Here is a 23,915-nt window from a genome sequence, read left to right as displayed (position 1 = left end):
TGTCGGTACTGTCGATCCTGGGGGCTCAGGCGATGCGACGCACGTCGACGAAGTGGCCTTCCATCGCGGCGGCGGCGGCCATCGCGGGGCTCACCAGGTGGGTGCGGCCGCCGGCGCCCTGCCGGCCTTCGAAATTGCGGTTGCTGGTGGAGGCACAGCGCTCGCCCGGCTCCAGCCGATCGGCGTTCATCGCCAGGCACATCGAGCAGCCCGGCTCGCGCCATTCGAAGCCCGCGGCCTTGAAGATCTGGTCCAGCCCCTCGGCCTCGGCCTGCGCCTTCACCAGACCCGAGCCCGGCACCACCATCGCCAGCTTGACGTTGCCGGCCACGCGGCCGCCCAGGCGCTTCACGACAGCCGCGGCCTCGCGCATGTCCTCGATGCGGCTGTTGGTGCAGCTGCCGATGAAGACCTTGTCGATGCGGATGTCGTTGATCGCCTTGTTCGGCTCCAGCGCCATGTACTGCAGCGCGCGCTCGATGGCACCGCGCTTGACGGCGTCCTTCTCCTTGTCGGGATCGGGCACGCGGTCGTCGATGGACAGGACCATCTCGGGCGAGGTGCCCCAGGTGACCTGCGGACGGATCTGCGCGGCATCGAGCTCGACGACCGCGTCGAACTTCGCGCCGGCGTCCGAATGCAGCGTGCGCCAGTACTGGACGGCCTGGTCCCATTCGACACCGGTCGGCGTGAACGGGCGGCCCTTGACGTACTGCAGCGTCGTCTCGTCGACGGCGATCAGGCCGGCGCGCGCGCCCGCCTCGATCGCCATGTTGCACACGGTCATGCGGCCTTCCATCGACAGCGCGCGGATGGCGCTGCCGGAGAACTCGATCGTGTAGCCGGTGCCGCCCGCGGTGCCGATGCGGCCGATGATCGCCAGCACGATGTCCTTGGCGCCGACGCCGGGCATGACCTGACCCTCGACCTTGATCAGCAGGTTCTTGGCCTTCTTCGCCAGCAGCGTCTGCGTGGCCAGCACGTGCTCGACCTCGGAGGTGCCGATGCCGTGCGCCAGCGCACCGAAGGCGCCGTGCGTGGACGTGTGGCTGTCGCCGCAGACAACGGTCATGCCGGGCAGCGTGGCGCCCTGCTCCGGCCCGATCACGTGCACGATGCCCTGGCGCTTGTCGTTCATCTTGAACTGCGTGATGCCGAAGCGGTCGCAGTTCTTGTCGAGCGTGTCGACCTGCAGGCGAGACACTGGATCGGCGATGCCCTGGCTGCGGTCGGTGGTCGGCACGTTATGGTCGCTGACGGCCAGGTTGGCCGACAGGCGCCAGACCTTGCGGCCGGCCAGGTCCAGTCCTTCGAAGGCCTGCGGGCTGGTGACCTCGTGGACAAGGTGGCGGTCGATGTAGAGGACGGACGTGCCGTCCTCCTCGGTGTGCACCACGTGTTCGTCCCAGAGCTTGTCGTAGAGGGTGCGCGGCGAGCCGGCGTGGGAGATGTTGGCGGTCATGGGATGGCTCTCCATCACTTCAGGGAAAGATGGCTGTCTTTGCGGCTCACTTCGAGCCGGCCTTGGCAACTTGATTTGCGGAATTACTGGGATTCGCGGGCGTGGCGGACGCGCCCGCCGCGGCGGCCTCCTTGGCGGCCGGGCACAGCGCGTCGACGAAACGCTGGACGACGGTCGGCAGGCGCTCCTGACGGGCCACACCCAGAACATAGTCGCGTTGGGCCCAGGCTTCATCCAGCGTCAGGCGCTTCACGTCGAAGACCTGCGCGAAACGGCGCGACGGCGCGTCGGGCAGCACCGCGACGCCCAGGCCGGCCTCGACCAACTGCGCGATCGCGTCGAAGCCGCGCACCTGCAGCCGCGCCTTGAGCGTGCGGCCGCGGGTCATGGCTTCCTGCATCATCAGTTCCTGCGCCGCGGCGCCGCCGTGCAGGCCGACGAGGTCGTGATCGAGCAGGTCGTCGAAGCTGACCGACTCGCGCCCGGCGAGCTCGTGCCCCGCCGGCACCAGGACGGCCAGTCGACCGGTGCGGTAGGACCAGGTCTGCAGCCGGTTGTCCAGCAGCGGCGTGGTGAAGACGCCGACGTCGGCGCGGCCTTCGGCGACGGCGGCCTGCACCTCGGCGCTGGTCTGGTCCTCGAGGCTGATGCGGATCTGCGGATGAGCCTGCGAGAACGCCGCCAGGTCGGGGGGCAGCGCCTCGGCGATCGCGCCGGCGTTGGCGGCGATGCGCAGGTGGCCCTTGATGCCGCGCGCGAACTCGACGACCTCGCTCTCCAGCGCATGCAGCGAGGCATGCAGCGAGCGGATGTGACGGACCAGCGCACGGCAGGCTTCAGTGGGCTCGACGCCGCGGGCGCGACGCTCGAACAGCTGCACCCCGAGGCGCGTCTCCAGGTCGGAAATCCGTTTGCTGGCCGCGGCCAGCGCCAGATGCTCGCGCTCGGCCCCGCGGGTGATGGATCGAGTCTGTTCGATCGCCAACACGAGATTCAAGGTGGTGAGGTCGAGGCGCATGGTTCGGCGGCGGCTGGGTTGAACTGTAGCCTTCGCTCAGAGAGCAAGACTGCGGTCGTTCATGATAATCCCTTCGCCTGAAACGAAAGCTGGAAAATCTTCAGCGACCGTCGTTACCGTTGTTTCGCTTGTTTTGGTATTTATCAGGTCCTATGGTGGTACTTCTTTGGTGCGATGTCGGGCCCGTCGCACTGAGGGCGTTCATCCCTACACCTTTCAGGAGACCTGAATGAACCTTCGAGCCCGATCCGCTGGCGCTGCCGCGCTGGCCACCTTGTCGACCGTCGTGACCACCCTGCTGTCCCCCAGCACTGTGTTCGCCCACGGCGCGCCGGAGTTCCCGATCTCGCGCCAGTACAACTGCTACAAGAACCCGTCGCTGCCGGCCTGCCAGGCCGCGATCGCGTTCGGCGGCGAGCAGGCCATCTACGACTGGAACGGCGTCAACCAGGCCGCCGCCAACGGCAACCACAAGGCGGTGGTGCCCGACCTCAAGATCTGCGCCGGCGGACAGGAGAAGTTCAAGGGCTTCGACCTGGCGCGCGCGGACTGGCCCAGCACGGCCTACTCGCCGGGCGCCGACGGCAAGTACGAGTACCGCTACAACGCGACCGCGCCGCACCGCTCATTGAACTGGACCTTCTTCCTGACGCGCGACGGCTGGAATCCGACGACCTCGCCCCTGCGCTGGTCGGACCTGGAGCAGGTCCAGCAGCTCGGCCCGGACCAAATCGTCACCGCAGCGTCGGGCAAGACCTACACGATGAAGCTGAGCCTGCCGCGGCGCACCGGCAAGCATGTGCTGTTCTCGGCCTGGCAGCGGGCGGACAGCACCGAAGCCTTTTATGCCTGCTCGGACGTGGACTTCGGCGGCGGCACGACGCCGCCCGGCACGCCCTCAGGGCTGAAGCAGATCGGCCAAGTCTCGGCGGCGCAGGACCTGCTGTCGGGCAGCCAGGTGAAGATGCGCGTGTTCAACGGCGCGGGCAATGACCTGGAGACGATCTCGGTGACGCTGACCGCCGCGGCGACCAAGGCCGTGTGGCTCGGACAGATCGCGACCAAGGTCAACCAGACCTCGGGCTACGTGAAGGTCGGCACCCTGCAAGGCGGCAGCGTCGTCGTGCCGGGCGGCGCGACAGTGATGGACGTCTACCTGCAGAACGCCAACTCGGGCGCGAGCTACGCGCTGGACGTCATCCTGCCGACGGTGCCTCCGACGAACCCGCCGGGCGGCGCGCCCGCGTGGTCGGAAGGATCGAGCTACGCCACCGGGCAGATCGTGAGCTACCAGGGCAAGCAATACCGCTGCCTGCAGGCGCACACGGCCTGGGCCGGCGCGGGCTGGAATCCGGCGGCGTCGCCCACGCTCTGGCAGGCGGTCTGAACTGCCACCACCGAGCGCCGGCAGAGGGTGCCGGGGGCACCGTGTCGTCAATCGCGTCGCAGGCTCCGCATTCCTCCCCGGCGCCCCCGGCACCCTCTGCCGCGATGCGGCATGGTGCGCGGGTGATGTCGTGGCTCGCGGCGCGGTGGATGGCGCGACAGGAAGTCGGGGTCAGTCCTTGATACCCAGGAGGCTGCGGCCCACGGCCTCAGCCACCTCGATGCCGTCGACGCCGGCGGACATGATGCCGCCGGCGTAGCCGGCGCCCTCGCCCGCCGGATACAGGCCGCGGACGTTCAGGCTCTGGTAGTCCTTGCCGCGCGTGATGCGCAGTGGCGAGGACGTCCGCGTCTCGACACCGGTCAGCACCGCGTCGTTCATCGCGAAGCCGCGGATCTGGCGCTCGAAGGCCGGCAGCGCCTCGCGGATCGCGTCGAGCGCGTATTTCGGCAGGCTGCCGTTACCCTTCTGCTGCAGGTCGGTCATCGTGACGCCGGGCTTGTAGCTCGGCTCGACACTGCCCAGCGCGGTGCTGCGCTGGCGCTTGACGAAGTCGCCCACCAGCGCGGCCGGCGCCAGGTAGTTGCCCTCGCCGAGCTCATAGGCGCGCGATTCCCAGAAGCGCTGGAACGCGAAGCCGTCCAGCGGATTGACGGCGCTGCCGTCCTTCTTGCCGTCCTGGCGGTAGTCCTCAGGCGTGATGCCGACGACGATGCCCGCATTCGCGTTGCGCTCGTTGCGGGAGTACTGGCTCATGCCGTTGGTGACGACGCGGTGGGGCTCGGACGTCGCCGCGACCACGGTGCCGCCGGGGCACATGCAGAAGCTGTAGACCGAGCGGCCGTTGCCCGCGTGGTGGACCAGCTTGTAGTCGGCCGCGCCGAGGATCGGATGCCCCGCATTCGGGCCGAAGCGGGCCTTGTCGATGATCGACTGCGGATGCTCGATGCGGTAGCCGATGGAGAACGGCTTGGCCTCCATGTGGACGCCGCGCTCGTGCAGCATCGTGAAGGTGTCGCGCGCGCTGTGGCCGAGCGCGATGACGACGTGGTCGGCGCGGAGCTGCTCGCCGGACGCGAGCGTCACGCCGCGCACATGCTGCTGGCCGTCGGCGCCGGGTTCGATGAGCAGGTCGGTGACCTTCTGCTGGAAGCGGATCTCGCCGCCGAGGCTTTCGATCTCGGCACGCATCTTGATGATCATGCTCACCAGGCGGAAGGTCCCAATGTGCGGCTTGCTGACGAAGAGGATCTCCTCGGGCGCGCCGGCCTTGACGAACTCGGTCAGCACCTTGCGCGTGAGGAAGCGCGGATCGGAGATCTGGCTGTAGAGCTTGCCGTCGGAGAAGGTGCCCGCGCCGCCTTCGCCGAACTGGACGTTCGATTCGGGATCGAGCACGCTTTCGCGCCACAGGCCCCAGGTGTCCTTGGTGCGCTCGCGGACCTGCTTGCCGCGTTCGAGCACGATGGGCCGCAGGCCCATCTGCGCCAGGATCAGTGCGGCGAAGAGACCGCAGGGGCCGAAGCCGATGACGATGGGACGCGGGCGTTCGCCGGCCTCCCCTGCGCCACCGGCGGCCGGCGCAAAGAAGCCGGCCGGCGCATGACCGGCGAATTTGTAGTCGGTATCGGGAGAAGGCTTGATGTGCGTGTCGCCGGCGTGGCGCTGGAGCAGCGCGGCTTCAGCGGCGGCGTCGCCCCCACCGTTGATTTCGCAATCGACGGAATAGATCAGCACCATCGCGGTCTTCTTGCGGGCGTCGTAGCTGCGCTTGAAGACGGTGAAGGCGGTGAGCTGCGCGTCGGGGATGCCGAGCCGTTCGACGACGGCAGGGCGCAGCGCCTCCTCGGGGTGATGGAGGGGCAGGCGGAGTTCGTTGATGCGGATCATGGCGATTGATCGGGCAGCGGCGCGAGGGTCAGGTCATGTGCTCAAGCCATGAGCCTCGCTGAAAACAAAACAGGCCCCGCCGGAGGGCATGGGCCTGTTGTCGGATCGATGGGGAGGAACTCCCCGCGACCTCAACCCGAGTGCGGACGCTTGCCCGGGTTCTTCTTCGAGCGGGTGTGCGAACCGCGCTCGAGGCTGCTCTTCTGACCGCGATGCGAAGTCACGGTCACGCCCTTGGGCGCGACGGGACGGGGTGCCGCCTTGCGATCGGCTTCGGTGATGATCTTGTTGCCCATGTTGGCTCCGGTAATGAACTGAGAAACACCTGCCCGAAGTCACAGACTCGCCGGCCTCGGACCCGAATGGGCGACCGGTTGCCTGGAGCAGCGTCGGAAATACGGTGAAGGGCGGGAGTTTACACGCGCCGGCGGGGTCTCCGCTCTCCCCCGCTGCGGGGACGGCGCCCTGTCAACCATCCCCCCTCGGGTCCGTTGACCGTCGATCGGGTCGTCGCGACGATGACTCGCATCCGGCCAGGACGGCACCCGAGGCGCCGCCCGGCCGCACCACAGAGGGAGAACCCATGCCATTCCCGTCCCGTTCCGCCACCGCGCAGGCCGTCCTGCTGGCGGTCTCGCTGGCCACGCTGGCCGCTTGCACCACCTCGCCGGCGCCGGACCAGCGCGCCGCGGACCCACCCGCGCAGGAGGCCGCCCGCGCTGCCGAAGCCAAGGCGGCACCCACCGAGCCGCAGCCGCAGCCGCCGCGCCCCTCGCCGGCGCCCCTTATGCCGATCACCGCCGCAGCCCCGGTCGCGCCTGCCGCAGTCGCGGACTACCGGGCGGGCTTGACGGTCCATGCCACGGCTTATGCACCCCAATGGACGCCGCCGCCGCCGGCCTCGACGGCCAAGTACACGGCCTTCTCCGACAACCCTTGGCAGCGCACCACCGAACAGCCGGTTTCCACCTTCAGTGCCAGCGTCGACACCGGCAGCTACGCCAATGTCCGCCGCTTCATCAATCGCGGCCAGATGCCGCCGCAGGACGCGGTGCGGGTCGAGGAACTGGTCAACTACTTCGGCTTCGACGCGCCCGGCCCCGAGGCCGGCGAGCGCGATCCATTCAAGGTCCGCGCGCAGGTGCTGGCCTCGCCCTGGAATGCCGAGCGCGGCCTGATCCGCATCGCGATCAAGGGCAAGGACATCGCCAAGGCAAGCCTGCCGCCGGCGAACCTGGTGTTCCTGGTCGACGTGTCCGGCTCGATGGGTCCCGAGGACCGGCTGCCGCTGGTGAAGTCGGCACTGAAGCTGCTGACCGCGCAACTGCGTCCGGTGGACCGGGTCAGCGTCGTCACCTACGCCAACGGCACGCGCATCGCGCTGCCGCCGACGCCCGGCGACCAGAAGTCGACCATCAACAGCGCGATCGACCAGCTCCAGGCCGGCGGCGGCACTTACGGCGAAGGCGGCCTCAAGCTCGCCTACGCGCAGGCCCGCGAGTCCTTCATCCCGGAAGGCATCAACCGCGTGCTGCTCGCCACCGACGGCGACCTGAACGTCGGCGAGACCAACCAGGACGCGCTCAAGAAAATGATCGAAGGCGAGCGCAAGAGCGGCGTGACGCTGACGGCGCTGGGCGTGGGCCAGTCCAACTTCAACGAAGCGCTGATGAAGAAGCTGGCCGACACCGGCAACGGCAGCTACCACTACCTGGATTCGCTGCAGGAAGCGCACAAGGTGCTGGTCAACGAGATGACCTCGACGCTGGCGACCATCGCGCAGGACCTCAAGCTGCAGGTCGAGTTCAATCCGGCGACGGTGCAGGAGTACCGGCTGATCGGCTACGAGCTGCATGCGCTCAAGCGCGAGGACTTCAACAACGACAAGGTCGACGCGGGCGACATCGGCGCCGGGCACCAGGTCACCGCGCTGTACGAATTCGTGCCGGCCGGCGCGAAGGGCAACGTCGATCCGCTGCGCTACGGCAACGAGGGCAAGGCGGACAAGGCGTCGACCAAGGAATCGCCACGCGTCGGCAAGCGCGGCGAACTGGCATGGATCAAGCTGCGCTACAAGGCGCCGGGCCAGTCGACGAGCCAGCTGGTCGAACTGCCGGTCGCGAAACCGGCAACGATGCCGGCGCTGGCCGCGCAGGACGCCGACACGCGTTTCGCGGTGGCGGTGGCCGCGTGGGGTCAGTGGTTGCGGGGCAGCGCGCTGATCGGCGACTACGGCCCGGAGCAGTTCGTGCCGCTCGCCCGCAGCGCGCGCGGTGAAGACCGGTACGGCCACCGCGCCGAGTTCGCCAGACTGGCCGAGCTCTCGGCCAGCCTGAAGCGCTGAGGTCTATTCGACCGCGTGACCGCCGGCGTCCAGCGCCGGCGGGCGCAGCAGGTCCACGTCGACGCCCATCGCCTCGCTGGCGCGCTCGACGGCCAACCAGAGTTCGGCCGGCATCTGCAGGATCTCCTCCGGCGAGCTGGCACGCGCGATCCACGCATCGATCTCCTGGTGCTGGGCCACCGTGATCAGGTCCAGGTTCAACATTTCGTCGATCGTTTTCACTGCACTTCCTTGATGTCCCGGCGAGTCCCCGAAGCGGTGACCGCCTGCCCCTCCAGGGTATCAGTCCGAACCGGCTTTTCTGTACATGACGTCCGATCTGAGCACGTACTTGTGCCCGGAGGTCACGGCCGCCCCCCGGTGACGGCGATGATGCGGGAAGACGAGGGCCAGGCCGCGCACGGGCGCGATGGATTCCCAGCCGAACTCGGTCCGCCCACCGGCGAAATCGTCATTGAGATAGACCATAAAGGTCAGCAGGCTCTCCTGCCCGTCGGGCAGCACGACGGAGCCATCGAAGTGCCAGTCGAAACGCTGTGTCTGCGCGTATCGGTAGTAGCGGAACCGGTCGTTCAGACCGGTCAGCCGATGGCCGTCGACGTCGGCGGGCAGCAGCGGACGCGCACGCTCGAACAGGGAAGCCGCCAGCGGCGGATCGTCCCAAATGACGCGGTCGTTGTTCCTGACGTCCTTGAGCATCTGCTCCTCGCCGTCGATCTGGATGCCTGCCGCTACGAAGCCGCGGCTCTCGCTGCGCGAGATGAAACCATCGCACTCCTGGGGCGAGAGAAAGTCGCTGATCGTGAAGATGCCGGCGCCATGTCGTTGAACTTGCATGGTCGAGTTCCTGAGGCCGAGTCGGCCAATTGGGGGTTGAACGGGTGAAACGGATCCCGCGACGCGCGGACGACCTCCCGGTCGCTCTGCGTCATCGCGAAAGGGGCTCAACCCTCCCCGTCAGCGCCCGTGCAGCAGGCGCTTCAAAACCTCCGGCCGGAGCCACTGGCGCACCGTCCAGGCGTGCGAGTTCTTCATCTTGTTCACTTGTTTCATTCCCTGGGTGCCGATGACCCGCCTGCTGGCAAAAAGTCTTGAACCTTGATTCCTGATGCGCTGTGCAGCGGTGCGTCTACCGTCAATCGACGTCGGCGTGCGAATGGTACCCGGGGCGATCCGTCCCGAGTCGTCCCCGTCCGTCAGCGGCACGGCAGCCCTTCCTACAGACTTCAAGGCCTGCGTCGCCTACTGTGACTGGATGAAGCCAGCCGCCCCCTCTCCCGATCGCGAGCCGACGTCCTCCGACGAGGACACCGTCCCGCTCCTGCTGCGAGGATTCTCCGTGGTGCACGGCGCCTTGGCGCTGCTCTTCACGGCCATGGCGCTGCTGCTCCTGGCCATCGCGGCGAAGGAAGCCTGGATGGCGCTCCACCTCGACTGGAACGACGAGGCGGCGCAACTGGTCATCGAGGCGATGGGCGTGCTCGCCGCCGCCGTCGTGGCGCTGCAGATCGCACAGACGATCACCGAGGAGGAAGTCATCCGCACCGCCCACATCAGCGCACCGACGCGGGTGCGGCGCTTCCTCTCGAGGTTCATGGTCGTCATCGTCGTCGCGCTCGCCATCGAGGCCCTCGTGGCGACCTTCCGCGCCGCACATGCCGATTCGACGCTGCTGCTCCATGCCGCGGCGATGGTCTTCGCCGTGGGCGCGCTGCTCACCGGCTGGGGCCTCTTCATCCACCTGAACCGCTCCGCCGAGGAACTCGAACCCGAGGCCATGCAGGAGGCCAAGGGCGAGGATCACAAACTGAAGTGAGGCGGCGCGCCGCACGTCCTGACCCTCGACCCGTCACGGCAGGGCTTCCGCCAGGGGCGCCAAATGAAAAAGGGAGGCCATGGGCCTCCCTTTGCGCTGCACTCGCGGGCGACCCGACGGTCGCGCGGCGCAGGTGGCCGATCAGGCCTTGCGGGCCTGCCGGCGACGCGCCACACCCAGGCCAGCCAGCGCCAGGCCGGCCAGCGCCAGCGATGCCGGTTCGGGAACGCTCTGGCCGTCCACCGACAGCACGTTCAGCGTGCCGTTGGTCGCCGTCATCGTCAGTTGCCAGGCGCCGAAGGCATTGCTCGGGCCGTCGTAGTTGGCGAAGAAGTTGTTCAGCTGATATCCCGCCCATGCGTCCTGGGCACCGTAGCTCAGCTGACCCAGCGTGATCATGTAGGTGCCGGCTTGCGAGAACGTGTAGCCGTAAGCCGAGTCGTAGTAGTGGACCGAGCCGTCGCCATAGGTCTCACCCGAATCGTCCTGCGCGAACAGCGCGTTACCGCCCTGCAGCAACATCATGTAGTTGTCGAAGCCGGTGATGACGCCATCGCCGTTCAGGTCGACCCCGGTGGACTCGCGCACCAGCGAGTCGAAGAACACCTGCGTCCCTGCCGACACACTGAACGTCACCTGCGAGATCTTCCGGCCATCCAACTGCCCATCGCCGTTGCTATCGATGTTGTAGATGGAGCCCTTGACCACCACTGGCGCCGCCGCGGCGACGCCTGCCATCACGGTCATGGCCAGCGCCATCAACGTCTTCTTGAACATTCCTCTTCCCTCTGTTGTCGTATGAACCGACACAACAAAAGCAAGGGATGTGCCAAACGCGTAAGTGATTGATTCGTTTGGACGCCATCATGACCATGTGACGGTCATGTAAAGATCTCCGACGCTTTTCGCGTCCCTTTTCTGGACTACGACAACGTCGCTGGTTCGGATGACATCACCAATCCATGGACGATTGAAAGTTGGCAGCACACGGACTATGGGAGGCCCGTACAACGCTTGGTGGCGCCTTCAATCGTTGTCGAACGGCAGCGTGTCCAGGAAATCCTGCGCCTCGACCTTGCGCGCCACCAGACGCGCGCAGCCCTTCAGCCGCGACAAGTCCTCGGAGCGCAAGCCCGGATTTGGCTGAAGGCTGAAGCAGCACACCGTGCCGAAGACGCGGCCGTCGGACAGCACGACCGGCGCGCTCAGGTGCGCGCCGATGGGCACCGGTGTTGGCGGAAGCTGGAGCTCCGCCGCCACCGCGGCGGCGTTGGTCATCAACTCCGGCGCGCGGCCCTCGACGATGCGCTGGCAGTAGCTCTGCTCCAGCGGCGCCGAATCGCCGACCTGCACGTTGATGGCCGACTCGCCGTCCACGAAGCGGAACACCCGTTCCCCGTCCTGGAACTCGGAGACGAACACGACGTCCATGTCGAGCTGCTCCCGCAGCCCCTTCAGCACGCCGGTGATCCGGGCGTCGAGTTCCGGGTCGTATCCATCCGAGGTGGCGGCGAGCAGTTCGGAAATGGCGACTTCGAGGGATTGGGCAGTGAACGGACGGTCGTACATCGGCGCAGGTGGAAAACGGGTTGAACCGGAAGGGACATGCTACCCAAGCAGCGGCAGGTCGCGACGGGTGCCGCCCGCAGGGATTCGTCCGGGCGCCCAGGCGCTCGGGCGGCGCGACAGCTCAGCCCGCATGGGCCAGCCGGTACAGCCCCACGTCCACCCGCCCGGAGCGGAAGCCCGCTTCGCAGTAGCAGAGGTAGTACTCCCACAGCCGCTTGAACGGCAGATCGAATCCCTGGGCCTCGATCGCCGGCCATTCGGCCAGGAACCGCCGGCGCCAGTCGACCAGGGTGGCGGCATAGCCGCGCCCGAAACGCGCCTGCGTCGAGAAGCTGAGGCTCGCCTTGCGGGCCTCCTCGGCCATGCGCTCCGGCGTCGGCAGCATGCCGCCGGGGAAGATGCAGCGCTGGATGAAATCCGGGTTCGCGCGATAGCGCTCGAAATGCTGTTCGTCGATCGTGATCGCCTGCAGCACGGCCACGCCGCCGGGCATGAGCCGGTCCCGCAGCGTCGCGAAGTAGACCGGCCAGTACGCCTCGCCCACCGCCTCGATCATCTCGATCGAGACGATGCGGTCGAAGCGGCCCTCGACGTCGCGATAGTCCTGCAGGCGCAGGTCGACCTGGTCGGCCACGCCCCACTGTTCGGCACGCGCCTGCGCGAAGCGCAGCTGCTCGGTCGACAGCGTGAGGCCGACAACCTGCACGCCGCAGCGCCTGGCCAGCGTCGCCGCCAGCGTGCCCCAGCCGCAGCCGATCTCCAGCACGCGCTGGCCGGCGCGCAGGTCCAGCAGTTCGATGATGCGATCCAGTCGCCGCGCCTGGGCGCGCTCCAGCGTGTCGGCGGAAGCGGAAGCGGAAGCGGAGGCGGAACCTCCCACGGAATTGCATATAGACGCAGATCTGCCGGCGGATCCCGCTGCGGAGTCGGCCGAACTTGCCACGTGAGGCGTCAGGTCGATCGGTTCCTCGTACAGCGCGCTGGAGTACAGCATGCTGTCATCCAGCCAGCGCTCGTAAAAGCGGTTGCCGAGGTCGTAGTGGGCGGCGATGTTGTGCCGGCTGCCGCGGCGCGTGTTCGCGTTCGCGCGATGCAGCAGGCGCGAGAACCAGCGCGCCGGGCCGCGCGTCTCGGCGACCGCGCCGAACGCCGCCTCGTTGGCGATCCCGAACGACAGCAGCGCCGTGAGGTCAGGCGAACTCCAGTCGCCGTCGCGGTACGAGAACGCCAGGCCCAGATCGCCCTGCAGCAGCAGCCGCAGCGCCGGTCTCCAGCGATGCAGGTGCAGCGCCGCCGCCGGACCGGGATACGGGCCGACGGCCTCGACGCGACGCCCATCGGGCAGCGTCAGCGCGAGGCGTCCCAGCTGGATACGGGACAGCACGCGACGCAACGATTCATGGCGCGCGCCGAGCCGATCGCCGCTCAACGCCGCGGAGGTGATCTCGAGGACCGCGGGCGCGGTCATGAACGAGCTCTCTTCATGCATGCCAGGTCGCCTCGGAGGAATCAGGGTGTTCGGGTCGAGTCGTTTCGGGTCCAGTCGCTTCGGGCCGGATCGGTGCGGATCGGGCCGGCCCGCCGGAGCGGACGATGGTCATCGGATGGTCCGGCGCAGCGGGCCGCACTTGCAGCCGCGCGCCCTTGAGCCACAGGCGCAGCGCTTCCCAATGGATGCCGGCCACGACCTTCAGCGTCAGCAGCGGATGCGTCACCAGCAGCCGCAACAGCGCGGTGTCGGTGAGTGGCGTGCGGGTGGCGTCCAGCCGGGCGTTCAGCACCGCCACGCCGTCGGTGTCGGTGTCGGTGTCGGTGTCGCGGTCACCGCGTCCGGCGCCAATGCGCTTTCCGGCGCCCCTTCCGACACCCTTTCTGAGGTCTTCGCCGACGCCTTCGCTGATGCCTTCGCCGCGCTCATGCACGCTGACGCCGATGGAGAGCCGCTCGCGCGGCGGCTCGATCCGGAACCGGTACTGCAGGGCCATGCCGAGGAACGGCGACACGTACAGCCGCTTGCTACTGCGCTGCTCGATGAGCGGCGCGGCGCGCTGCGACTCGTCGACTTCGATCAGGTAGCTGTGCCGCTCACCGAAGGTGTTGTTGACCTCGTAGACGATGGCGCGCAACGAACCGTCCGGCGCGTCGCAGAACCAGACGCTCAGCGGATTGAACACATGGCCGAGGATGCGCGGCATCGCGAGCAGCCGGACCGCGCCGCCGATCGGGAGCCCGGCCAACGCCAGCCGCGCATCGATCTGCGCGCGCAGGCCCGGCACATCCGTGGCCGTGCCGTCGCCGTGGTCCGAAGGCCGGAAGCTGAAGACGTTGAAACGCCCGACCGAGAACCAGCGCAGCCGGGCGTGCAGCGCCGGCAGCTCGTCGAGGTCGAGCAGCAGCATGAACATCCGGTACTGCAGCCGGTGGCGCAGCGGCTTCAGCCGCTGATGCATCACCTGCCCGCGATAGATCGCCGAGTGCCGGTCCGTGTCCGGTCGCGTGCTCATGCGGACACCCCCTGCGGCGTTTGCGGCAGGTGGATGCGGTCGGACTCGCCGGCGACGGTCCACGGCCGGCGCACGCCGCCGAGGGCTTCAGCAACCGCGAGCCCGGCCTGCAGTCCATCCTCATGGAATCCGGAGCCGAAGTACGCGCCGCAGAACCAGGTGCGCTGCCGGCCCTGCAGCGACCAGAGCTCGCGCTGGGCCGCGATCGCGGCGATGTCGAAGCGGGGATGCTCGTAGACGTCCGTGCGGATCAGGTGCTCGGGACGCGGCGCCACCGACGGATTCAGCGACACGAACAGCGGCACCGCACTGCGGCCTTGCGGCAGGTGCGGCTGCAGCCGGTTCATCCAGTACGTGACCGTCGGCGGCAGCTGGAACGGCTCGTCGCCCCGTCCCGCGAGGTAGTTCCAGCTCGACCACACGGCCCGGCGGCGCGGCATCAGCGCAGGATCGCGGTGCAGCACCGCGAGGTTGCGCGTGTAGGGAAACGCGCCGAGCAGCCGGCGCTCTTCCGCCGTCGGCGTGGTCAGCATCCGCAGCGACTGGTCCGCGTGCGTCGCCAGCACGACGTGGTCGAAGACCGGCGTCCACGCGCCGCGCCGCGTGCGCAGGCGCACGCCGCCAGGCTCGCGGGCGACGGCGATGACCGGCTCATCGCGATGCAGCCGATCCTCGAATCCCCGCGTCAGGCGCCGCACGTACTCGCGGCTGCCGCCGTCGACGGTGCGCCAGACCGGGCGATCGGTCAGCTTCAGCAGCCCGTGGTTCTCGCAGAAGCGCACGAACGCGGCCACCGGATAACGCCCGATGTCCGCCGCCGCGGAGGACCAGATCGCCGCGCCCATCGGGTACAGGTGATCGTCGCGGAAGGCGCGGCCGTAGCCGCGCACGTCGAGGTAGTCGTCGAGTGCCAGGTCGCCACACGCGGCGGCGTCGCGGGGCGCTTCGCGGTAGAAGCGCAGCAGGTCGCGCAGCATCCCCCAGAAGCGCGGCCGGACCAGGTTGCCGCGCTGCGCGAACAGCCCGTTGAGGTCGGTGCCCGCGTACTCCAGCCCGCCGTCGTCGAGGCTCACCGCGAAGGACATGTCCGACGCCCGCGTCGGCACGTCCAGATGGCGGAACAGCGCGCTCAGGTTGGGATAGGCGGGCTCGTTGTAGACGATGAAGCCGGTATCGACCGGCACCTGCAGCAGGCCGCACGGGGCGTCCACGGTGTGGCTGTGGCCGCCGATGCGGCCGTCGGCCTCGAAGACCTGCACCTCGTGCCGCTGCGACAGCAGCCAGGCGCAGGACAGCCCGGAGATCCCCGCGCCGACGACGGCCACCCGCAAGCGGCGGCCTTCTTCGAGGAGCGGCATCGGCAGGCTGGAGCGTGGGTCGGGGCGGTCCATGGGCGCGTCCTGGTTCGTTCTGGTTTTGCGCTTCTACGCGGGCGGCCACGTTTTGGATTCCTGCCTCGGGAAGGCGCGCCCCACCGCCCGGGCGAGGGTCGCCCGCATGGCGGTGCGCTCCGAGTCGGGCGATGATCCGGAACACCGTTCGCCGCGTAAGAGCGCCCATGGACCCCGTGAGACGCGACGACCCCTCCTCGGCCCCGGCCCGCCAGCCGGGGGCCGCGTCCGTTTCCTCGATCTCCGCGCCGACCGCCGGGGCGACCCGTGCATCAGCGCCGAAAGCCCGTCACTTGAAGATCGTCCCGATCGATCCCGACCGCGATCCCGACCGCAGCGCGTCTCCGTCATCGTCCGCTTCCGCGGCCGGGGACGACTGGCCGGCGCTGATGTGCCGCGTGGCCGAGCTGCGGGACCGGGATGCCTTCGGCCGCCTGTTCTCGCATTACGCGCCGCGGGTGAAGAGCTACCTGATCCGCACCGGCAGCACCGACGGCGCCGCCGAGGACCTGGCGCAGGACGCGCTGGTGATGGTCTGGCGCAAGGCGGCGCTCTACGATCCGGCGCAGGCGGCGGTATCGACTTGGATCTTCACGATCGCGCGCCGCCTGCGCATCGACGCCGCGCGGCGCCACCTGCTGGACGGCGCCGGCGACGAATGTTTTGAATTCGACCGGCTCGAGGCGGACCAGCCCGGCGTCGCCGAACATGCCGACGCGACGCGTCTGTCCCGCCGTGTGCGCGAGGCGCTCAACCGGCTCCCGCCCGAGCAGGCCCAGGTCTTGCGCCTGTCCTTCTACGACGACGAACCGCATGCCCGCATCGCGGCGGAACTCGGCCTGCCGCTGGGCACCGTCAAGTCGCGGATCCGGCTGGCCGTGGCGCACCTGCGCCGGCTGATCGATCTCTGATGTCCCGAATCCTGTTGCCCTCCCCGACCATGCTGCCGCCCCTCGCCATCCGCTACCACCCCGCCGACGAGCTGCTGCTGTCGCTCGTCAGCGGCGCGCTGCCGATCGGCCTGCGGCTGGTGACGGAAACCCACCTGGAGCTGTGCCCGGCCTGCCGGGAGCGCGTGGCGATGCTGCGCGCGCTCGGCGGCGCGGTGCTTGAAGAACAGCCCGAGGCGCCCATGCGCGAAGACGCCCTGGCGAGAGCCTTCGATCGCATCGATCGGCTGGAGCATGCCGACCGCGCCTCCCCGACGCAGATGCCGACACCGACGCCGCGCAAGGTACCGGCCCCGCCGCCCCTGCCCGCGGGCGCGCTCTGGCCGAAGGCCCTGGAAGGCTGCAGCGCCACGCGCTGGCGCTGGATCGGCCCGGGCATGCGCTGGAGCCGCGTGACGGTACCGGGCGCGCCCGAGGCCAACGTCTTCCTGCTGCGCATCGGCGCCGGCAAGTACCTGCCGCAGCACACGCACCGCGGCACCGAGTTGACACAGATCATCTACGGCCGTTTCCACGATGGCCGGGCGCTGTTCGGGCCGGGCGACTTCGACCTCGCCGACGGTGACGTCCACCATCAACCGGTGGTGCAGGACGGCAGCGAGTGCATCTGCGTGGCTGCCGTCGAAGGCCGGCTGCACTTCGACGGGCTCATCGCCCGGTGGTTCGGATCGCTCGTCGGCATGTAGCCGCGGTGATGGCTGCGCCGGTGCCTGAGGCCACGCCGCTGACGATCGCGCCCCAGGCCAGGTCGATGACGGTCACGTGCCAGGGCCAGTCGCGCAGCGTGGCCTGGTTGGTGAAGTCATAGGTCGCGTAGGCGAGGAAGCCGAACAGCGCGCCGCGCCAGAGCGCCACCACCGGATGGCCTTCGTCCAGAGCGGGCGCCACGGCGAAGAACGCCAGCCCGCCGACGTACAGCGGATAGAACACCGCCACGGCGCGCCAGTCGACCGCGGGCGCCATCAGGTGGCCGATGGCCGGCTGATAGAGCGCACTGGAAGTGGCGCTCAGCCAGACCGCATCCATCGCCAGAAAGACGATGAGCGTCAGCACATAGGCCAGCGGCCAACGCCAGGCCGGCGTGCGCGTGGGGATCGGATCGTCGCGAAAGCTCATGAGGATCTCCGGTTCAAGGCAGGCGGTACGTCAGCACGCGATCGCCCTTCACCTGCGCGTCGAGGCCGATCCATCGGCCCTCCGCGCGATCACGCCACAGCGTGAGCACCTGTCGGGGCGGCACGGACTTGCCCAATGAAGGCGCCGTCGACGTGATCCGCCATCGCGATGCGTCGACATCGCGGCCGCCGACGGGAAGCGGCGCATCGGGCAGCCGTTCGATGCGCACCTCGTCCACCTCGCCGGTCTGCGGATTCAGCAGGCGTTGCTGACGGATCAAGGCGGGATTCCAGTACGCGTAGCTCATGAGGCAGGTCACGTCTCCAGTCACGCCACTGGCGCTGCTTTCGCCGCTTGCGCCAGTGGCTCCGGTCGAGGCCAGTCGCCGATCAACTTCCACAGGTTTTCCGTCATCGTCGGTGCGGCTGCGGATCTCCTGCAGGCAATCGCCGCGCCAGCGCTCGCGGGCCTCGTGGCGATACCGGAAGACGGTGATGCCGAGCAGTCGGACATCGAAGGCAGCGTTGCTCGTGACCTCCCGCGCCTCGGCGGGGCCGTCGACGGTGAATCGGTGCGTGCCGATCGGCTTGCCGTCCAGCCGTACTTCGAAGTTCCAACTCTCTGCGAGAGCCGGTGCCGCGCATCCGACGGCTCCGACGACACCAACGGCGACGAAGGCCGCAACGACGGCGGCCTTGGCGCATGCGCGCGGCGATGAAGCTGCGGTCATCGCACGGCGCCGCGTTTCGGCGGCCAAGGGATGAAGGCGCTCGTGCGCGCGATGTAGTCGCGATAGGCGGGGCGTCGCTCGCCGATGTCCTGCTCCAGCAGCGTGACGCCGGAGACTTTCAGCAGCAGGAAGGTCATCAGCAGCGGCGAGACCAGCACCCACGCGCCCGCCCAGCCGCCGGCGACCAGGCCCATGACGCCGAGCCCCCACCAGACGCAGGTCTCTCCGAAATAGTTGGGGTGGCGCGAATAGCGCCACAGGCCGCTGTCCATCACCTGACCGTGATGGGCCGGATCGCGGCGGAAGCGCGCGAGCTGCGCATCGGCGATCGTCTCGACCAGCAGACCGCCCGCCGCCAGCGCGGCGCCCAGGCTGTCCCACACGCCCCACGGCGCCCTGCCCGCCTCGCCAGCAACCGCGCTGGCCGCCAGCATCGGCCAGCCGACGATCCATCCCAGCGCCGCCTGCAGCAGGAACACGAGCCACAGGCTCTTGATCGCGAAGTGGGGTTGGTTGCGTTCGCGGATGGCCTGATAGCGGCGGTCCTCGCCATGGCCCCAGTTGCGCACCGTGACGTACACGCCGAGACGCAACGCCCACGCGAGCGTGATCGCGAGCATGACGTTCACGCGCGCATCGCCGCCCGTCTTCCAGGCGTAGAACACGACGGGCACCGCGATGAACGCGGACCACACGCGGTCGGCGAGGCTCGCATCGCGCAGCGGGAGGCTCGCGAGCCAGGTCGGCACCGCGATGGCGACGGCGATCAGCAGGCCGGTGAATGCGAGCGCCGGCAGGGCCGGCAGCGAGTCAAGGAATGCCATCGCGACGGCCTCAGCGCCTCGGCGCAAAGAGGTAGTGGCTGACCCACCACTGCTGCCCATGGTCGTAGCCGAACAGCTCCTCGACGGACAGCAGGAAGAGCCGCCAGCGCTGCCACCACATCGGCGCGTCGGCGGCGCCGTAAACCGATTCGAAGACCGGCCACAGGGCGGCGCGATGCGCGTCGAAGCGTTCCAGCCACGCGGCGGCCGTGCGCGCGTAGTGGCGCCCATCCCAACGCCAGCGTTCCTGCAGCGTGAGGTCGTCCTGGCACAGCAGCGCGAGGTCGTCGCTGGGCATCATCCCGCCGGAGAAGAAGTGCTGGCTCATCCAGTCCGTGGCATCGCGGACCTCGAAGGCGTACGGCGCCTCGCGATGCGCGAACACATGCATGAAGAAGCGGCCGTCGTCGCGCAGCCAGCCGGCGACCTTGCGGAAGGCGCGCGGCCAGTTGCGCAGGTGCTCGAACATCTCGACGGAAACGACGCGGTCGAAGCGGCCATGGAGGCTGCCGTCCTCGCCGAACGCATTGAAGTCGCAGGTCATCACGCGCAGGTTGCGCAGTCCGCGCGCTTCGGCCTGGCCCTCGATGAAGGCGCGCTGCGACGCGGAGTTCGACACCGCCAGGATCTCCGCCGCCGGGAACCGAGCCGCCATCCACAGGCTCAGCGAGCCCCAGCCGCAACCGAGTTCGAGGATGGACTGCCCATCGGCCAGCCCGGCACGCGCGACGGTCGCCTCGAGCGCGGCCTCCTCCGCCGCCTCGAGCGTATCCACACCTTCGGGCCACCAGCAGCAGCTGTACTTCCGCTGGGGACCGAGCATCGCCTCGAACAGCGTCGCGGGCAGCTCGTAGTGCTGCTCGTTGGCCTTTTCGGGCTGCACGGCCAGCGGCGCGGCGCGCAGCGAGGCCAGGAAGGTCTGCGTCAGCGCCGCGGCGGTCTCGTGGTCGTGATGATGCGATTCATCGAGCCGCTGCCGCAGCAGCCGCCGGATGCCCAGCCGCACGGCGGCCTCCGGCAGCAGGCCACGCTCGGCGAGCCGGACGGCAATCGAGGAGATATCGAGATCCATGGAGACGCCCAGAAGCGGAGGACGCTTGTTGTACGCAAGGAAGGGCGCCATGGATCTCTTGCGACGTCGGTTTTCTGCAGCGCCGGGACAGCACGGAGGCATGCAGAGTGCCCGTCGCATTGCTTGAACACGTTGCCGGCGATTCCGTCTACCTGCTCATCGGGGGGATAAAGTCGCCGCGGTCATCACGCTCTCCGATCGACGACGTTCCATGGACGACAAACACCCTCTTCAGCGTCTCGCCGATGAACTATCCCGGCCCAGCAAGGCATATCTTGACCCGACGCGTCATGCGCGCCTGTGCATCGTCGAGCAGGCGTCTGGCCTGAGCGTCGACTTCTACGGGTCGCCATTCGATGAACCCTATCTGAGGCTATGCCACGCACTCCGAAGCCCGGGCACGGCGGAGAACCTTGTGTCCATCGCCCTGCGCAGTCCGGACGAAGGAGCCAATGGCATCTGCAACTGGGACCTGAACGAGCTTCTGGATACCCCGTCCACCTTCCGCCACCTGAGGATCTTCTCGATCGCCCAGACCTCGCCCGGCGATCACAACCAGCGCATCGTGGCCTCCGGGTATGAAGAAGACGGCGTACTCGGCAGGCTGCTCCACAAGGCTCCCGCGCTCGATACGCTCATCTCACCGTCCGCCCCGAACGCAGAGTTCTTCCAACGCCCGATCCATCCCCTGCGCTATCTCAACGTCGACGCCGGCCTCGCGACTGAGAGCTTCATCGGGAACCTTGCGGACTCAGAGGCATTCCCCGGATTGACGATGCTCGAATTCGGAGAGTACAGCCAGACCCATCTCGAGGATTTCAACGAGCAATGCACGCCGCTGGAAGACTACAGGCGTCTCTTCTCCTCGAGCGCGTTCGCGCAGGTCCGCGGATTCACCTGGCGCAATCCGGCCTGTTCCGCCGCCGATATCACGGCGCTGCGCGGACTCCTGCCGCACAGATTCAGCTTCAAGGTGACCCGGGTCTCGTCAGAGTACGTCCGCCTGGATTGAGTCCATGACCGAACGTCTCCACCTCACCGCCGCGGCAAACACCTTGGCTCCCGCAGGCATGGAGGATCCAGGCGCCTGACCTGCTGGCCTGCCGACGCCACTGTTTGGTCAGAGCAAACACTGCTTGTGCGAACTGCCTGTTTATCGCGAGGGGCCGGATTCCTACAGTGACTGCATCCGCAATCACCTTGAAGGAATGCCTTTCATGACCACCCGCGACGTCGTCTTCCCGCCCAACCGCCACGCCCTGTACGAGCTGCACCGCTACTCCCCGGCCATCCGGTCCAACGGCCTGCTGTTCGTGTCGGGCCAGGTCGGCAGCCGGGCCGACGGCTCCCCCGAACCGGACCTCGACGACCAGGTGCGCCTCGCGTTCAAGAACCTCAACGCCATCCTCGCCGCGGCCGGCTGCAGCTTCAAGGACGTCATCGACGTGACGGTCTTCATGGTGGACCCGCACACCCGCTTCGAGCGCGCCTGGGAAGTCGCCGCGGAGTTCTGGGGTGATGCGCCCTACCCGACCGTCACCGCCCTCGGCGTCACCTGGCTGGCGGGCTTCCAGTTCGAGATCAAGGTCATCGCCAAGCTGCCAGAAGCGGCTTGAAGCTGAGGGACACTGGGGGCAACGACTGCCCCCCGACTGAGTCCCCACGATGACCACTTCCGCGCGACGCCTCGCCCGCCCCGAAGACCTCGAACCGGTCTTCGCGATCTACTCCCATCCCAAGGTCGTTCCCTACCTGACCTACGAGCCGATGGACCTCGCGTCCTTCGTGCCGATCTATGAGGAGCTCGTACGCAGCGGCGCCTTCTGGATCTGGGACGTGGATGGCGAGATCGCCGGCTTCTACCGGGCGACGCGGTATCCGGGCCGCGTGAGCCACGTGCTCCTGCTGGGCACGCTGGCCGTCGACCCGGAGCGGCATGGACAAGGCATCGGCCGGGCCATGATCGACGACGCCCTCCGCCACTTCCGCGCCGACGGCATCCGCCGCGTCGAGCTCTACGCCGAGACCGACAACGACCAGGCGCTGGCTTTCTACAAACGGCTTGGCTTCGTGGTCGAAGGGACGCTCCGGGACTTCTACAAGCGCGCCGATCAGGCGCACTACGTCGATGAGCATGTGCTGGGGTTGCTGCTGATCTGACCCTGCCCGCGGTGGCCCTTACAGTCCCCGCTTCACCGGCCGGGAAGACCAGATGACGGACACCTCCTTCGACGCCCTCCACGCCGCCTTGCGCGCGGAGGTCGACCAGCAGTTCCTGCCCAACGTGGCGATCGCGCTGCTGCGCGGACGGACCGTCGTGGATCGCTTCTGCTACGGCGCGGCCGACCGCGAGGCCGGCATCGCGCTGCGGGAGGACCACCTCTTCCGCATGTTCTCCAGCACCAAGCTGATCACGGCCTGCGCCGTGCTCCTGCTCGTGGAACAAGGGCGGCTCGGGTTGGGCGATCCCGTGGACATCCATCTCCCCGAGCTGGCGAACCGTCGCGTCCTGCGCCCCGGCGCGCGGGACCTGTCGGACACCGAGCCGGCCCGCACCCCGATCACCGCGCGCCATCTGCTGACGCACACGTCCGGCCTCACCTACGGCGTCTTCGATCCCGGCTCGCCGATGTTCGACGCGTACAACCGCGCTCGCGTCCTCGACCACCGCCGCGACCTGGCCGGAATGATGAAGGCGCTGGCGGACCTGCCGCTGCTGTTCCACCCGGGCACGCAGTGGGAGTACTCGGTGTCGATGGACGTGCTGGGGCGCCTGGTGGAGGTCGTGAGCGGCGAGCGCTTCGGCCAGTTCCTGGCCCGGCACATCTTCGAGCCGCTCGGCATGGTGGACACGGACTTCTGGGTGCCGCCTTCGAAACGCGACCGGTTGACGGTGCTCTACGAAGGCGCGGACTTCAACGACCCCGACAAGCCCGGGCTACCCCGCGTCGACGAGAAGCCCTATCCCGGCGCGTATCTCCAGCGCGTGCCGTTCGAGTCCGGCGGCGGCGGACTGGTGAGCACCCTGGACGATTCCATCCGCCTGATGCAAAGCCTGACCCCCGGCGGTCCGACGCTGCTCAAGCCTGCCACGCTGGCCATGATGTTCAGCAACCAGCTCGCGCCGGGACTACACGTGCGCTTCGACGACACGCCGCCGACACCGGGCCGGGTGTTCGGCCTGGGCTCGGCGGTGCGCGCGTTCGCCGATCCGGGGGAGCCGGCCGAGACGATCGGAGAAGTGGGCTGGGGCGGCCTGGCCGGCACGCTGTGGTGGATCAATCCGCGCCTGAACATCGCCGCGGTGCTGCTGACGCAACGCTATTTTGGATACGCCCATCCGTATGGATTGCGGTTCAAGCGGAAGGCGTATCAGGCGCTGCTGGGAACCTAGGGCAGATGCCCCGGATCAGCCGGCAATGACCGCCTTCGCGTAGGTCTCGCGCTGGATCTCGACGACCTCGACGGACACCTGGATGTGGAGTTCCGACGTGGCGCGGATGCTGGACACCAGCGCCTTCAGGGCGATCGCGCCCATCTCGCGCCGCGTGTCGTCGCTGCGCCCGGTCAGCACGGACAGCGTGCCGGCCACGAACGCGCGGCCGCGCGCTTCCACGCCGACGAGGAACTGCTCCGCCTGGAACGCCCGGCTCTTGATGTCGATCTCCTCGAAATGTCCCGACGCCGCGAGCGCGGCATTCACCGCCGTGAGGCAACGATCCACATCGAGGTCGTTCAGGTTGGCGCTGTGATGAAGGATGAAATGAGGCAAGACGGGACTCCAGGTTTTGCCCATGATAGGTCGACCTGCAACGCGACACCGTCGCGCGACGCGGAAGCCC

Annotated in this window: 26 protein-coding genes; 9 read left to right on the top strand and 17 right to left on the bottom strand. The window is 68.4% G+C overall.

Annotation, left to right across the window (positions count from 1 at the left end):
• Positions 1 to 25 precede the first annotated feature (25 nt).
• Positions 26 to 1,462: a 3-isopropylmalate dehydratase large subunit gene (leuC, locus tag AC07OZ_RS01960; protein WP_495465485.1), complete on the bottom strand. Its 1,437-nt coding sequence runs from the start codon at positions 1,460 to 1,462 to the stop codon at positions 26 to 28.
• 46 nt (positions 1,463 to 1,508) lie between these two features.
• Positions 1,509 to 2,480, bottom strand: coding sequence for a LysR family transcriptional regulator (locus AC07OZ_RS01955; RefSeq protein WP_495465484.1), 972 nt, complete (start codon positions 2,478 to 2,480; stop codon positions 1,509 to 1,511).
• Positions 2,481 to 2,709: 229 nt separating this feature from the next.
• Between AC07OZ_RS01955 and AC07OZ_RS01950 the strand changes: the two genes are divergently transcribed.
• Entirely contained in the window at positions 2,710 to 3,867 is a 1,158-nt protein-coding gene (locus AC07OZ_RS01950; protein ID WP_495465483.1) for a lytic polysaccharide monooxygenase, read from the top strand.
• Between the two features lie 171 nt (positions 3,868 to 4,038).
• On the opposite strand, the gene AC07OZ_RS01945 is transcribed toward AC07OZ_RS01950, so the two are convergent.
• The gene (locus tag AC07OZ_RS01945; RefSeq protein WP_495465482.1) at positions 4,039 to 5,757 is read right to left on the bottom strand and encodes an NAD(P)/FAD-dependent oxidoreductase; all 1,719 of its coding nucleotides are present in this window, start codon (positions 5,755 to 5,757) and stop codon (positions 4,039 to 4,041) included.
• A gap of 131 nt (positions 5,758 to 5,888) precedes the next feature.
• Positions 5,889 to 6,053 (bottom strand): hypothetical protein, encoded by a 165-nt coding sequence (locus AC07OZ_RS01940; RefSeq protein WP_297530647.1) that lies wholly within the window; start codon positions 6,051 to 6,053, stop codon positions 5,889 to 5,891.
• A gap of 287 nt (positions 6,054 to 6,340) precedes the next feature.
• Here AC07OZ_RS01940 and AC07OZ_RS01935 point away from each other — a divergent pair, with 287 nt between their 5' ends.
• Complete coding sequence (locus AC07OZ_RS01935; RefSeq protein ID WP_495465481.1) at positions 6,341 to 8,101, top strand: vWA domain-containing protein; 1,761 nt, start codon at positions 6,341 to 6,343, stop codon at positions 8,099 to 8,101.
• 3 nt (positions 8,102 to 8,104) lie between these two features.
• Here AC07OZ_RS01935 and AC07OZ_RS01930 read toward each other — a convergent pair whose 3' ends face one another.
• The 3 genes from AC07OZ_RS01930 to AC07OZ_RS01920 all read right to left on the bottom strand — a co-directional run bounded on the left by AC07OZ_RS01930 (position 8,105) and on the right by AC07OZ_RS01920 (position 9,307).
• Positions 8,105 to 8,323 carry a hypothetical protein gene (locus AC07OZ_RS01930; protein WP_495465480.1) on the bottom strand — a complete coding sequence of 73 codons (219 nt, stop codon included), beginning with the start codon at positions 8,321 to 8,323 and terminating at the stop codon, positions 8,105 to 8,107.
• 60 nt (positions 8,324 to 8,383) lie between these two features.
• Positions 8,384 to 8,938: a 2OG-Fe(II) oxygenase gene (locus AC07OZ_RS01925; protein WP_495465479.1), complete on the bottom strand. Its 555-nt coding sequence runs from the start codon at positions 8,936 to 8,938 to the stop codon at positions 8,384 to 8,386.
• Between the two features lie 120 nt (positions 8,939 to 9,058).
• Positions 9,059 to 9,307, bottom strand: a complete 249-nt coding sequence (locus tag AC07OZ_RS01920) for a hypothetical protein (RefSeq protein ID WP_495465478.1) — start codon at positions 9,305 to 9,307, stop codon at positions 9,059 to 9,061.
• Between the two features lie 169 nt (positions 9,308 to 9,476).
• On the opposite strand from AC07OZ_RS01920, the gene AC07OZ_RS01915 reads away from it, so the two are divergent.
• Positions 9,477 to 9,917: a hypothetical protein gene (locus AC07OZ_RS01915; protein ID WP_495466473.1), complete on the top strand. Its 441-nt coding sequence runs from the start codon at positions 9,477 to 9,479 to the stop codon at positions 9,915 to 9,917.
• Positions 9,918 to 10,058: 141 nt separating this feature from the next.
• On the opposite strand, the gene AC07OZ_RS01910 is transcribed toward AC07OZ_RS01915, so the two are convergent.
• The 5 genes from AC07OZ_RS01910 to AC07OZ_RS01890 all read right to left on the bottom strand — a co-directional run bounded on the left by AC07OZ_RS01910 (position 10,059) and on the right by AC07OZ_RS01890 (position 15,381).
• Positions 10,059 to 10,694: a DVUA0089 family protein gene (locus AC07OZ_RS01910; protein ID WP_495465477.1), complete on the bottom strand. Its 636-nt coding sequence runs from the start codon at positions 10,692 to 10,694 to the stop codon at positions 10,059 to 10,061.
• Positions 10,695 to 10,943: 249 nt separating this feature from the next.
• Positions 10,944 to 11,486, bottom strand: a complete 543-nt coding sequence (locus tag AC07OZ_RS01905) for a GAF domain-containing protein (protein ID WP_495465476.1) — start codon at positions 11,484 to 11,486, stop codon at positions 10,944 to 10,946.
• 121 nt (positions 11,487 to 11,607) lie between these two features.
• Positions 11,608 to 12,975 carry a class I SAM-dependent methyltransferase gene (locus AC07OZ_RS01900; RefSeq protein ID WP_495465475.1) on the bottom strand — a complete coding sequence of 456 codons (1,368 nt, stop codon included), beginning with the start codon at positions 12,973 to 12,975 and terminating at the stop codon, positions 11,608 to 11,610.
• Complete coding sequence (locus tag AC07OZ_RS01895; protein ID WP_495465474.1) at positions 12,968 to 13,990, bottom strand: DUF1365 domain-containing protein; 1,023 nt, start codon at positions 13,988 to 13,990, stop codon at positions 12,968 to 12,970. Before AC07OZ_RS01895 ends, AC07OZ_RS01900 begins: the two co-directional genes overlap by 8 nt.
• Complete coding sequence (locus tag AC07OZ_RS01890) at positions 13,987 to 15,381, bottom strand: NAD(P)/FAD-dependent oxidoreductase (protein WP_495465473.1); 1,395 nt, start codon at positions 15,379 to 15,381, stop codon at positions 13,987 to 13,989. Before AC07OZ_RS01890 ends, AC07OZ_RS01895 begins: the two co-directional genes overlap by 4 nt.
• 293 nt (positions 15,382 to 15,674) lie before the next feature.
• On the opposite strand from AC07OZ_RS01890, the gene AC07OZ_RS01885 reads away from it, so the two are divergent.
• On the top strand, positions 15,675 to 16,292 hold the full coding sequence (locus AC07OZ_RS01885) for a sigma-70 family RNA polymerase sigma factor (protein ID WP_495465472.1): 618 nt from the start codon (positions 15,675 to 15,677) through the stop codon (positions 16,290 to 16,292).
• Positions 16,292 to 17,017, top strand: a complete 726-nt coding sequence (locus AC07OZ_RS01880) for a ChrR family anti-sigma-E factor (RefSeq protein ID WP_495465471.1) — start codon at positions 16,292 to 16,294, stop codon at positions 17,015 to 17,017. Before AC07OZ_RS01885 ends, AC07OZ_RS01880 begins: the two co-directional genes overlap by 1 nt.
• On the opposite strand, the gene AC07OZ_RS01875 is transcribed toward AC07OZ_RS01880, so the two are convergent.
• Genes AC07OZ_RS01875 through AC07OZ_RS01860 form a run of 4 tightly spaced genes read right to left on the bottom strand, consistent with a single transcriptional unit; the run spans position 16,980 to position 20,073 of the window.
• Complete coding sequence (locus AC07OZ_RS01875; RefSeq protein WP_495465470.1) at positions 16,980 to 17,447, bottom strand: DUF2177 family protein; 468 nt, start codon at positions 17,445 to 17,447, stop codon at positions 16,980 to 16,982. The genes AC07OZ_RS01880 and AC07OZ_RS01875 overlap by 38 nt on opposite strands.
• A gap of 13 nt (positions 17,448 to 17,460) precedes the next feature.
• Positions 17,461 to 18,204 (bottom strand): DUF6134 family protein, encoded by a 744-nt coding sequence (locus tag AC07OZ_RS01870; protein ID WP_495465469.1) that lies wholly within the window; start codon positions 18,202 to 18,204, stop codon positions 17,461 to 17,463.
• Positions 18,174 to 19,001 carry a DUF1295 domain-containing protein gene (locus tag AC07OZ_RS01865; RefSeq protein WP_495465468.1) on the bottom strand — a complete coding sequence of 276 codons (828 nt, stop codon included), beginning with the start codon at positions 18,999 to 19,001 and terminating at the stop codon, positions 18,174 to 18,176. The genes AC07OZ_RS01870 and AC07OZ_RS01865 overlap by 31 nt, the downstream gene beginning before the upstream one ends.
• 10 nt (positions 19,002 to 19,011) lie before the next feature.
• Positions 19,012 to 20,073 carry a cyclopropane-fatty-acyl-phospholipid synthase family protein gene (locus AC07OZ_RS01860; protein ID WP_495465467.1) on the bottom strand — a complete coding sequence of 354 codons (1,062 nt, stop codon included), beginning with the start codon at positions 20,071 to 20,073 and terminating at the stop codon, positions 19,012 to 19,014.
• 211 nt (positions 20,074 to 20,284) lie between these two features.
• Here AC07OZ_RS01860 and AC07OZ_RS01855 point away from each other — a divergent pair, with 211 nt between their 5' ends.
• The 4 genes from AC07OZ_RS01855 to AC07OZ_RS01840 all read left to right on the top strand — a co-directional run bounded on the left by AC07OZ_RS01855 (position 20,285) and on the right by AC07OZ_RS01840 (position 23,467).
• Positions 20,285 to 21,085, top strand: a complete 801-nt coding sequence (locus tag AC07OZ_RS01855) for a hypothetical protein (protein ID WP_495465466.1) — start codon at positions 20,285 to 20,287, stop codon at positions 21,083 to 21,085.
• Positions 21,086 to 21,290: 205 nt separating this feature from the next.
• Entirely contained in the window at positions 21,291 to 21,689 is a 399-nt protein-coding gene (locus AC07OZ_RS01850; RefSeq protein ID WP_495465465.1) for a RidA family protein, read from the top strand.
• A 49-nt stretch (positions 21,690 to 21,738) separates the two neighbouring features.
• Positions 21,739 to 22,233 carry a GNAT family N-acetyltransferase gene (locus AC07OZ_RS01845; RefSeq protein ID WP_495465464.1) on the top strand — a complete coding sequence of 165 codons (495 nt, stop codon included), beginning with the start codon at positions 21,739 to 21,741 and terminating at the stop codon, positions 22,231 to 22,233.
• 52 nt (positions 22,234 to 22,285) lie between these two features.
• Positions 22,286 to 23,467 (top strand): serine hydrolase domain-containing protein, encoded by a 1,182-nt coding sequence (locus tag AC07OZ_RS01840; RefSeq protein WP_495465463.1) that lies wholly within the window; start codon positions 22,286 to 22,288, stop codon positions 23,465 to 23,467.
• 15 nt (positions 23,468 to 23,482) lie between these two features.
• Here AC07OZ_RS01840 and AC07OZ_RS01835 read toward each other — a convergent pair whose 3' ends face one another.
• Positions 23,483 to 23,845 carry a 5-carboxymethyl-2-hydroxymuconate Delta-isomerase gene (locus AC07OZ_RS01835; RefSeq protein ID WP_495465462.1) on the bottom strand — a complete coding sequence of 121 codons (363 nt, stop codon included), beginning with the start codon at positions 23,843 to 23,845 and terminating at the stop codon, positions 23,483 to 23,485.
• Between the last annotated feature and the right edge of the window lie 70 nt (positions 23,846 to 23,915).

The organism is Roseateles sp. GW821-FHT09G03 (assembly GCF_059416045.1).
The sequence above is the reverse complement of the archived record's forward strand: the minus strand, read 5'-3'. Positions and strand labels throughout refer to the sequence as shown.

Excerpts from the sequence above, each read along its gene's own strand:
- leuC (WP_495465485.1), bottom strand. The coding sequence starts at position 1,462 with ATGACCGCCAACATCTCCCACGCCGGCTCGCCGCGCACCCTCTACGAC.
- AC07OZ_RS01955 (WP_495465484.1), bottom strand. The coding sequence starts at position 2,480 with ATGCGCCTCGACCTCACCACCTTGAATCTCGTGTTGGCGATCGAACAG.
- AC07OZ_RS01950 (WP_495465483.1), top strand. The coding sequence starts at position 2,710 with ATGAACCTTCGAGCCCGATCCGCTGGCGCTGCCGCGCTGGCCACCTTG.
- AC07OZ_RS01945 (WP_495465482.1), bottom strand. The coding sequence starts at position 5,757 with ATGATCCGCATCAACGAACTCCGCCTGCCCCTCCATCACCCCGAGGAG.
- AC07OZ_RS01940 (WP_297530647.1), bottom strand. The coding sequence starts at position 6,053 with ATGGGCAACAAGATCATCACCGAAGCCGATCGCAAGGCGGCACCCCGT.
- AC07OZ_RS01935 (WP_495465481.1), top strand. The coding sequence starts at position 6,341 with ATGCCATTCCCGTCCCGTTCCGCCACCGCGCAGGCCGTCCTGCTGGCG.
- AC07OZ_RS01925 (WP_495465479.1), bottom strand. The coding sequence starts at position 8,938 with ATGCAAGTTCAACGACATGGCGCCGGCATCTTCACGATCAGCGACTTT.
- AC07OZ_RS01915 (WP_495466473.1), top strand. The coding sequence starts at position 9,477 with ATGGCGCTGCTGCTCCTGGCCATCGCGGCGAAGGAAGCCTGGATGGCG.
- AC07OZ_RS01910 (WP_495465477.1), bottom strand. The coding sequence starts at position 10,694 with ATGTTCAAGAAGACGTTGATGGCGCTGGCCATGACCGTGATGGCAGGC.
- AC07OZ_RS01905 (WP_495465476.1), bottom strand. The coding sequence starts at position 11,486 with ATGTACGACCGTCCGTTCACTGCCCAATCCCTCGAAGTCGCCATTTCC.
- AC07OZ_RS01900 (WP_495465475.1), bottom strand. The coding sequence starts at position 12,975 with ATGCATGAAGAGAGCTCGTTCATGACCGCGCCCGCGGTCCTCGAGATC.
- AC07OZ_RS01895 (WP_495465474.1), bottom strand. The coding sequence starts at position 13,990 with ATGAGCACGCGACCGGACACGGACCGGCACTCGGCGATCTATCGCGGG.
- AC07OZ_RS01890 (WP_495465473.1), bottom strand. The coding sequence starts at position 15,381 with ATGGACCGCCCCGACCCACGCTCCAGCCTGCCGATGCCGCTCCTCGAA.
- AC07OZ_RS01880 (WP_495465471.1), top strand. The coding sequence starts at position 16,292 with ATGTCCCGAATCCTGTTGCCCTCCCCGACCATGCTGCCGCCCCTCGCC.
- AC07OZ_RS01875 (WP_495465470.1), bottom strand. The coding sequence starts at position 17,447 with ATGAGCTTTCGCGACGATCCGATCCCCACGCGCACGCCGGCCTGGCGT.
- AC07OZ_RS01865 (WP_495465468.1), bottom strand. The coding sequence starts at position 19,001 with ATGGCATTCCTTGACTCGCTGCCGGCCCTGCCGGCGCTCGCATTCACC.
- AC07OZ_RS01860 (WP_495465467.1), bottom strand. The coding sequence starts at position 20,073 with ATGGATCTCGATATCTCCTCGATTGCCGTCCGGCTCGCCGAGCGTGGC.
- AC07OZ_RS01855 (WP_495465466.1), top strand. The coding sequence starts at position 20,285 with ATGGACGACAAACACCCTCTTCAGCGTCTCGCCGATGAACTATCCCGG.
- AC07OZ_RS01850 (WP_495465465.1), top strand. The coding sequence starts at position 21,291 with ATGACCACCCGCGACGTCGTCTTCCCGCCCAACCGCCACGCCCTGTAC.
- AC07OZ_RS01845 (WP_495465464.1), top strand. The coding sequence starts at position 21,739 with ATGACCACTTCCGCGCGACGCCTCGCCCGCCCCGAAGACCTCGAACCG.
- AC07OZ_RS01840 (WP_495465463.1), top strand. The coding sequence starts at position 22,286 with ATGACGGACACCTCCTTCGACGCCCTCCACGCCGCCTTGCGCGCGGAG.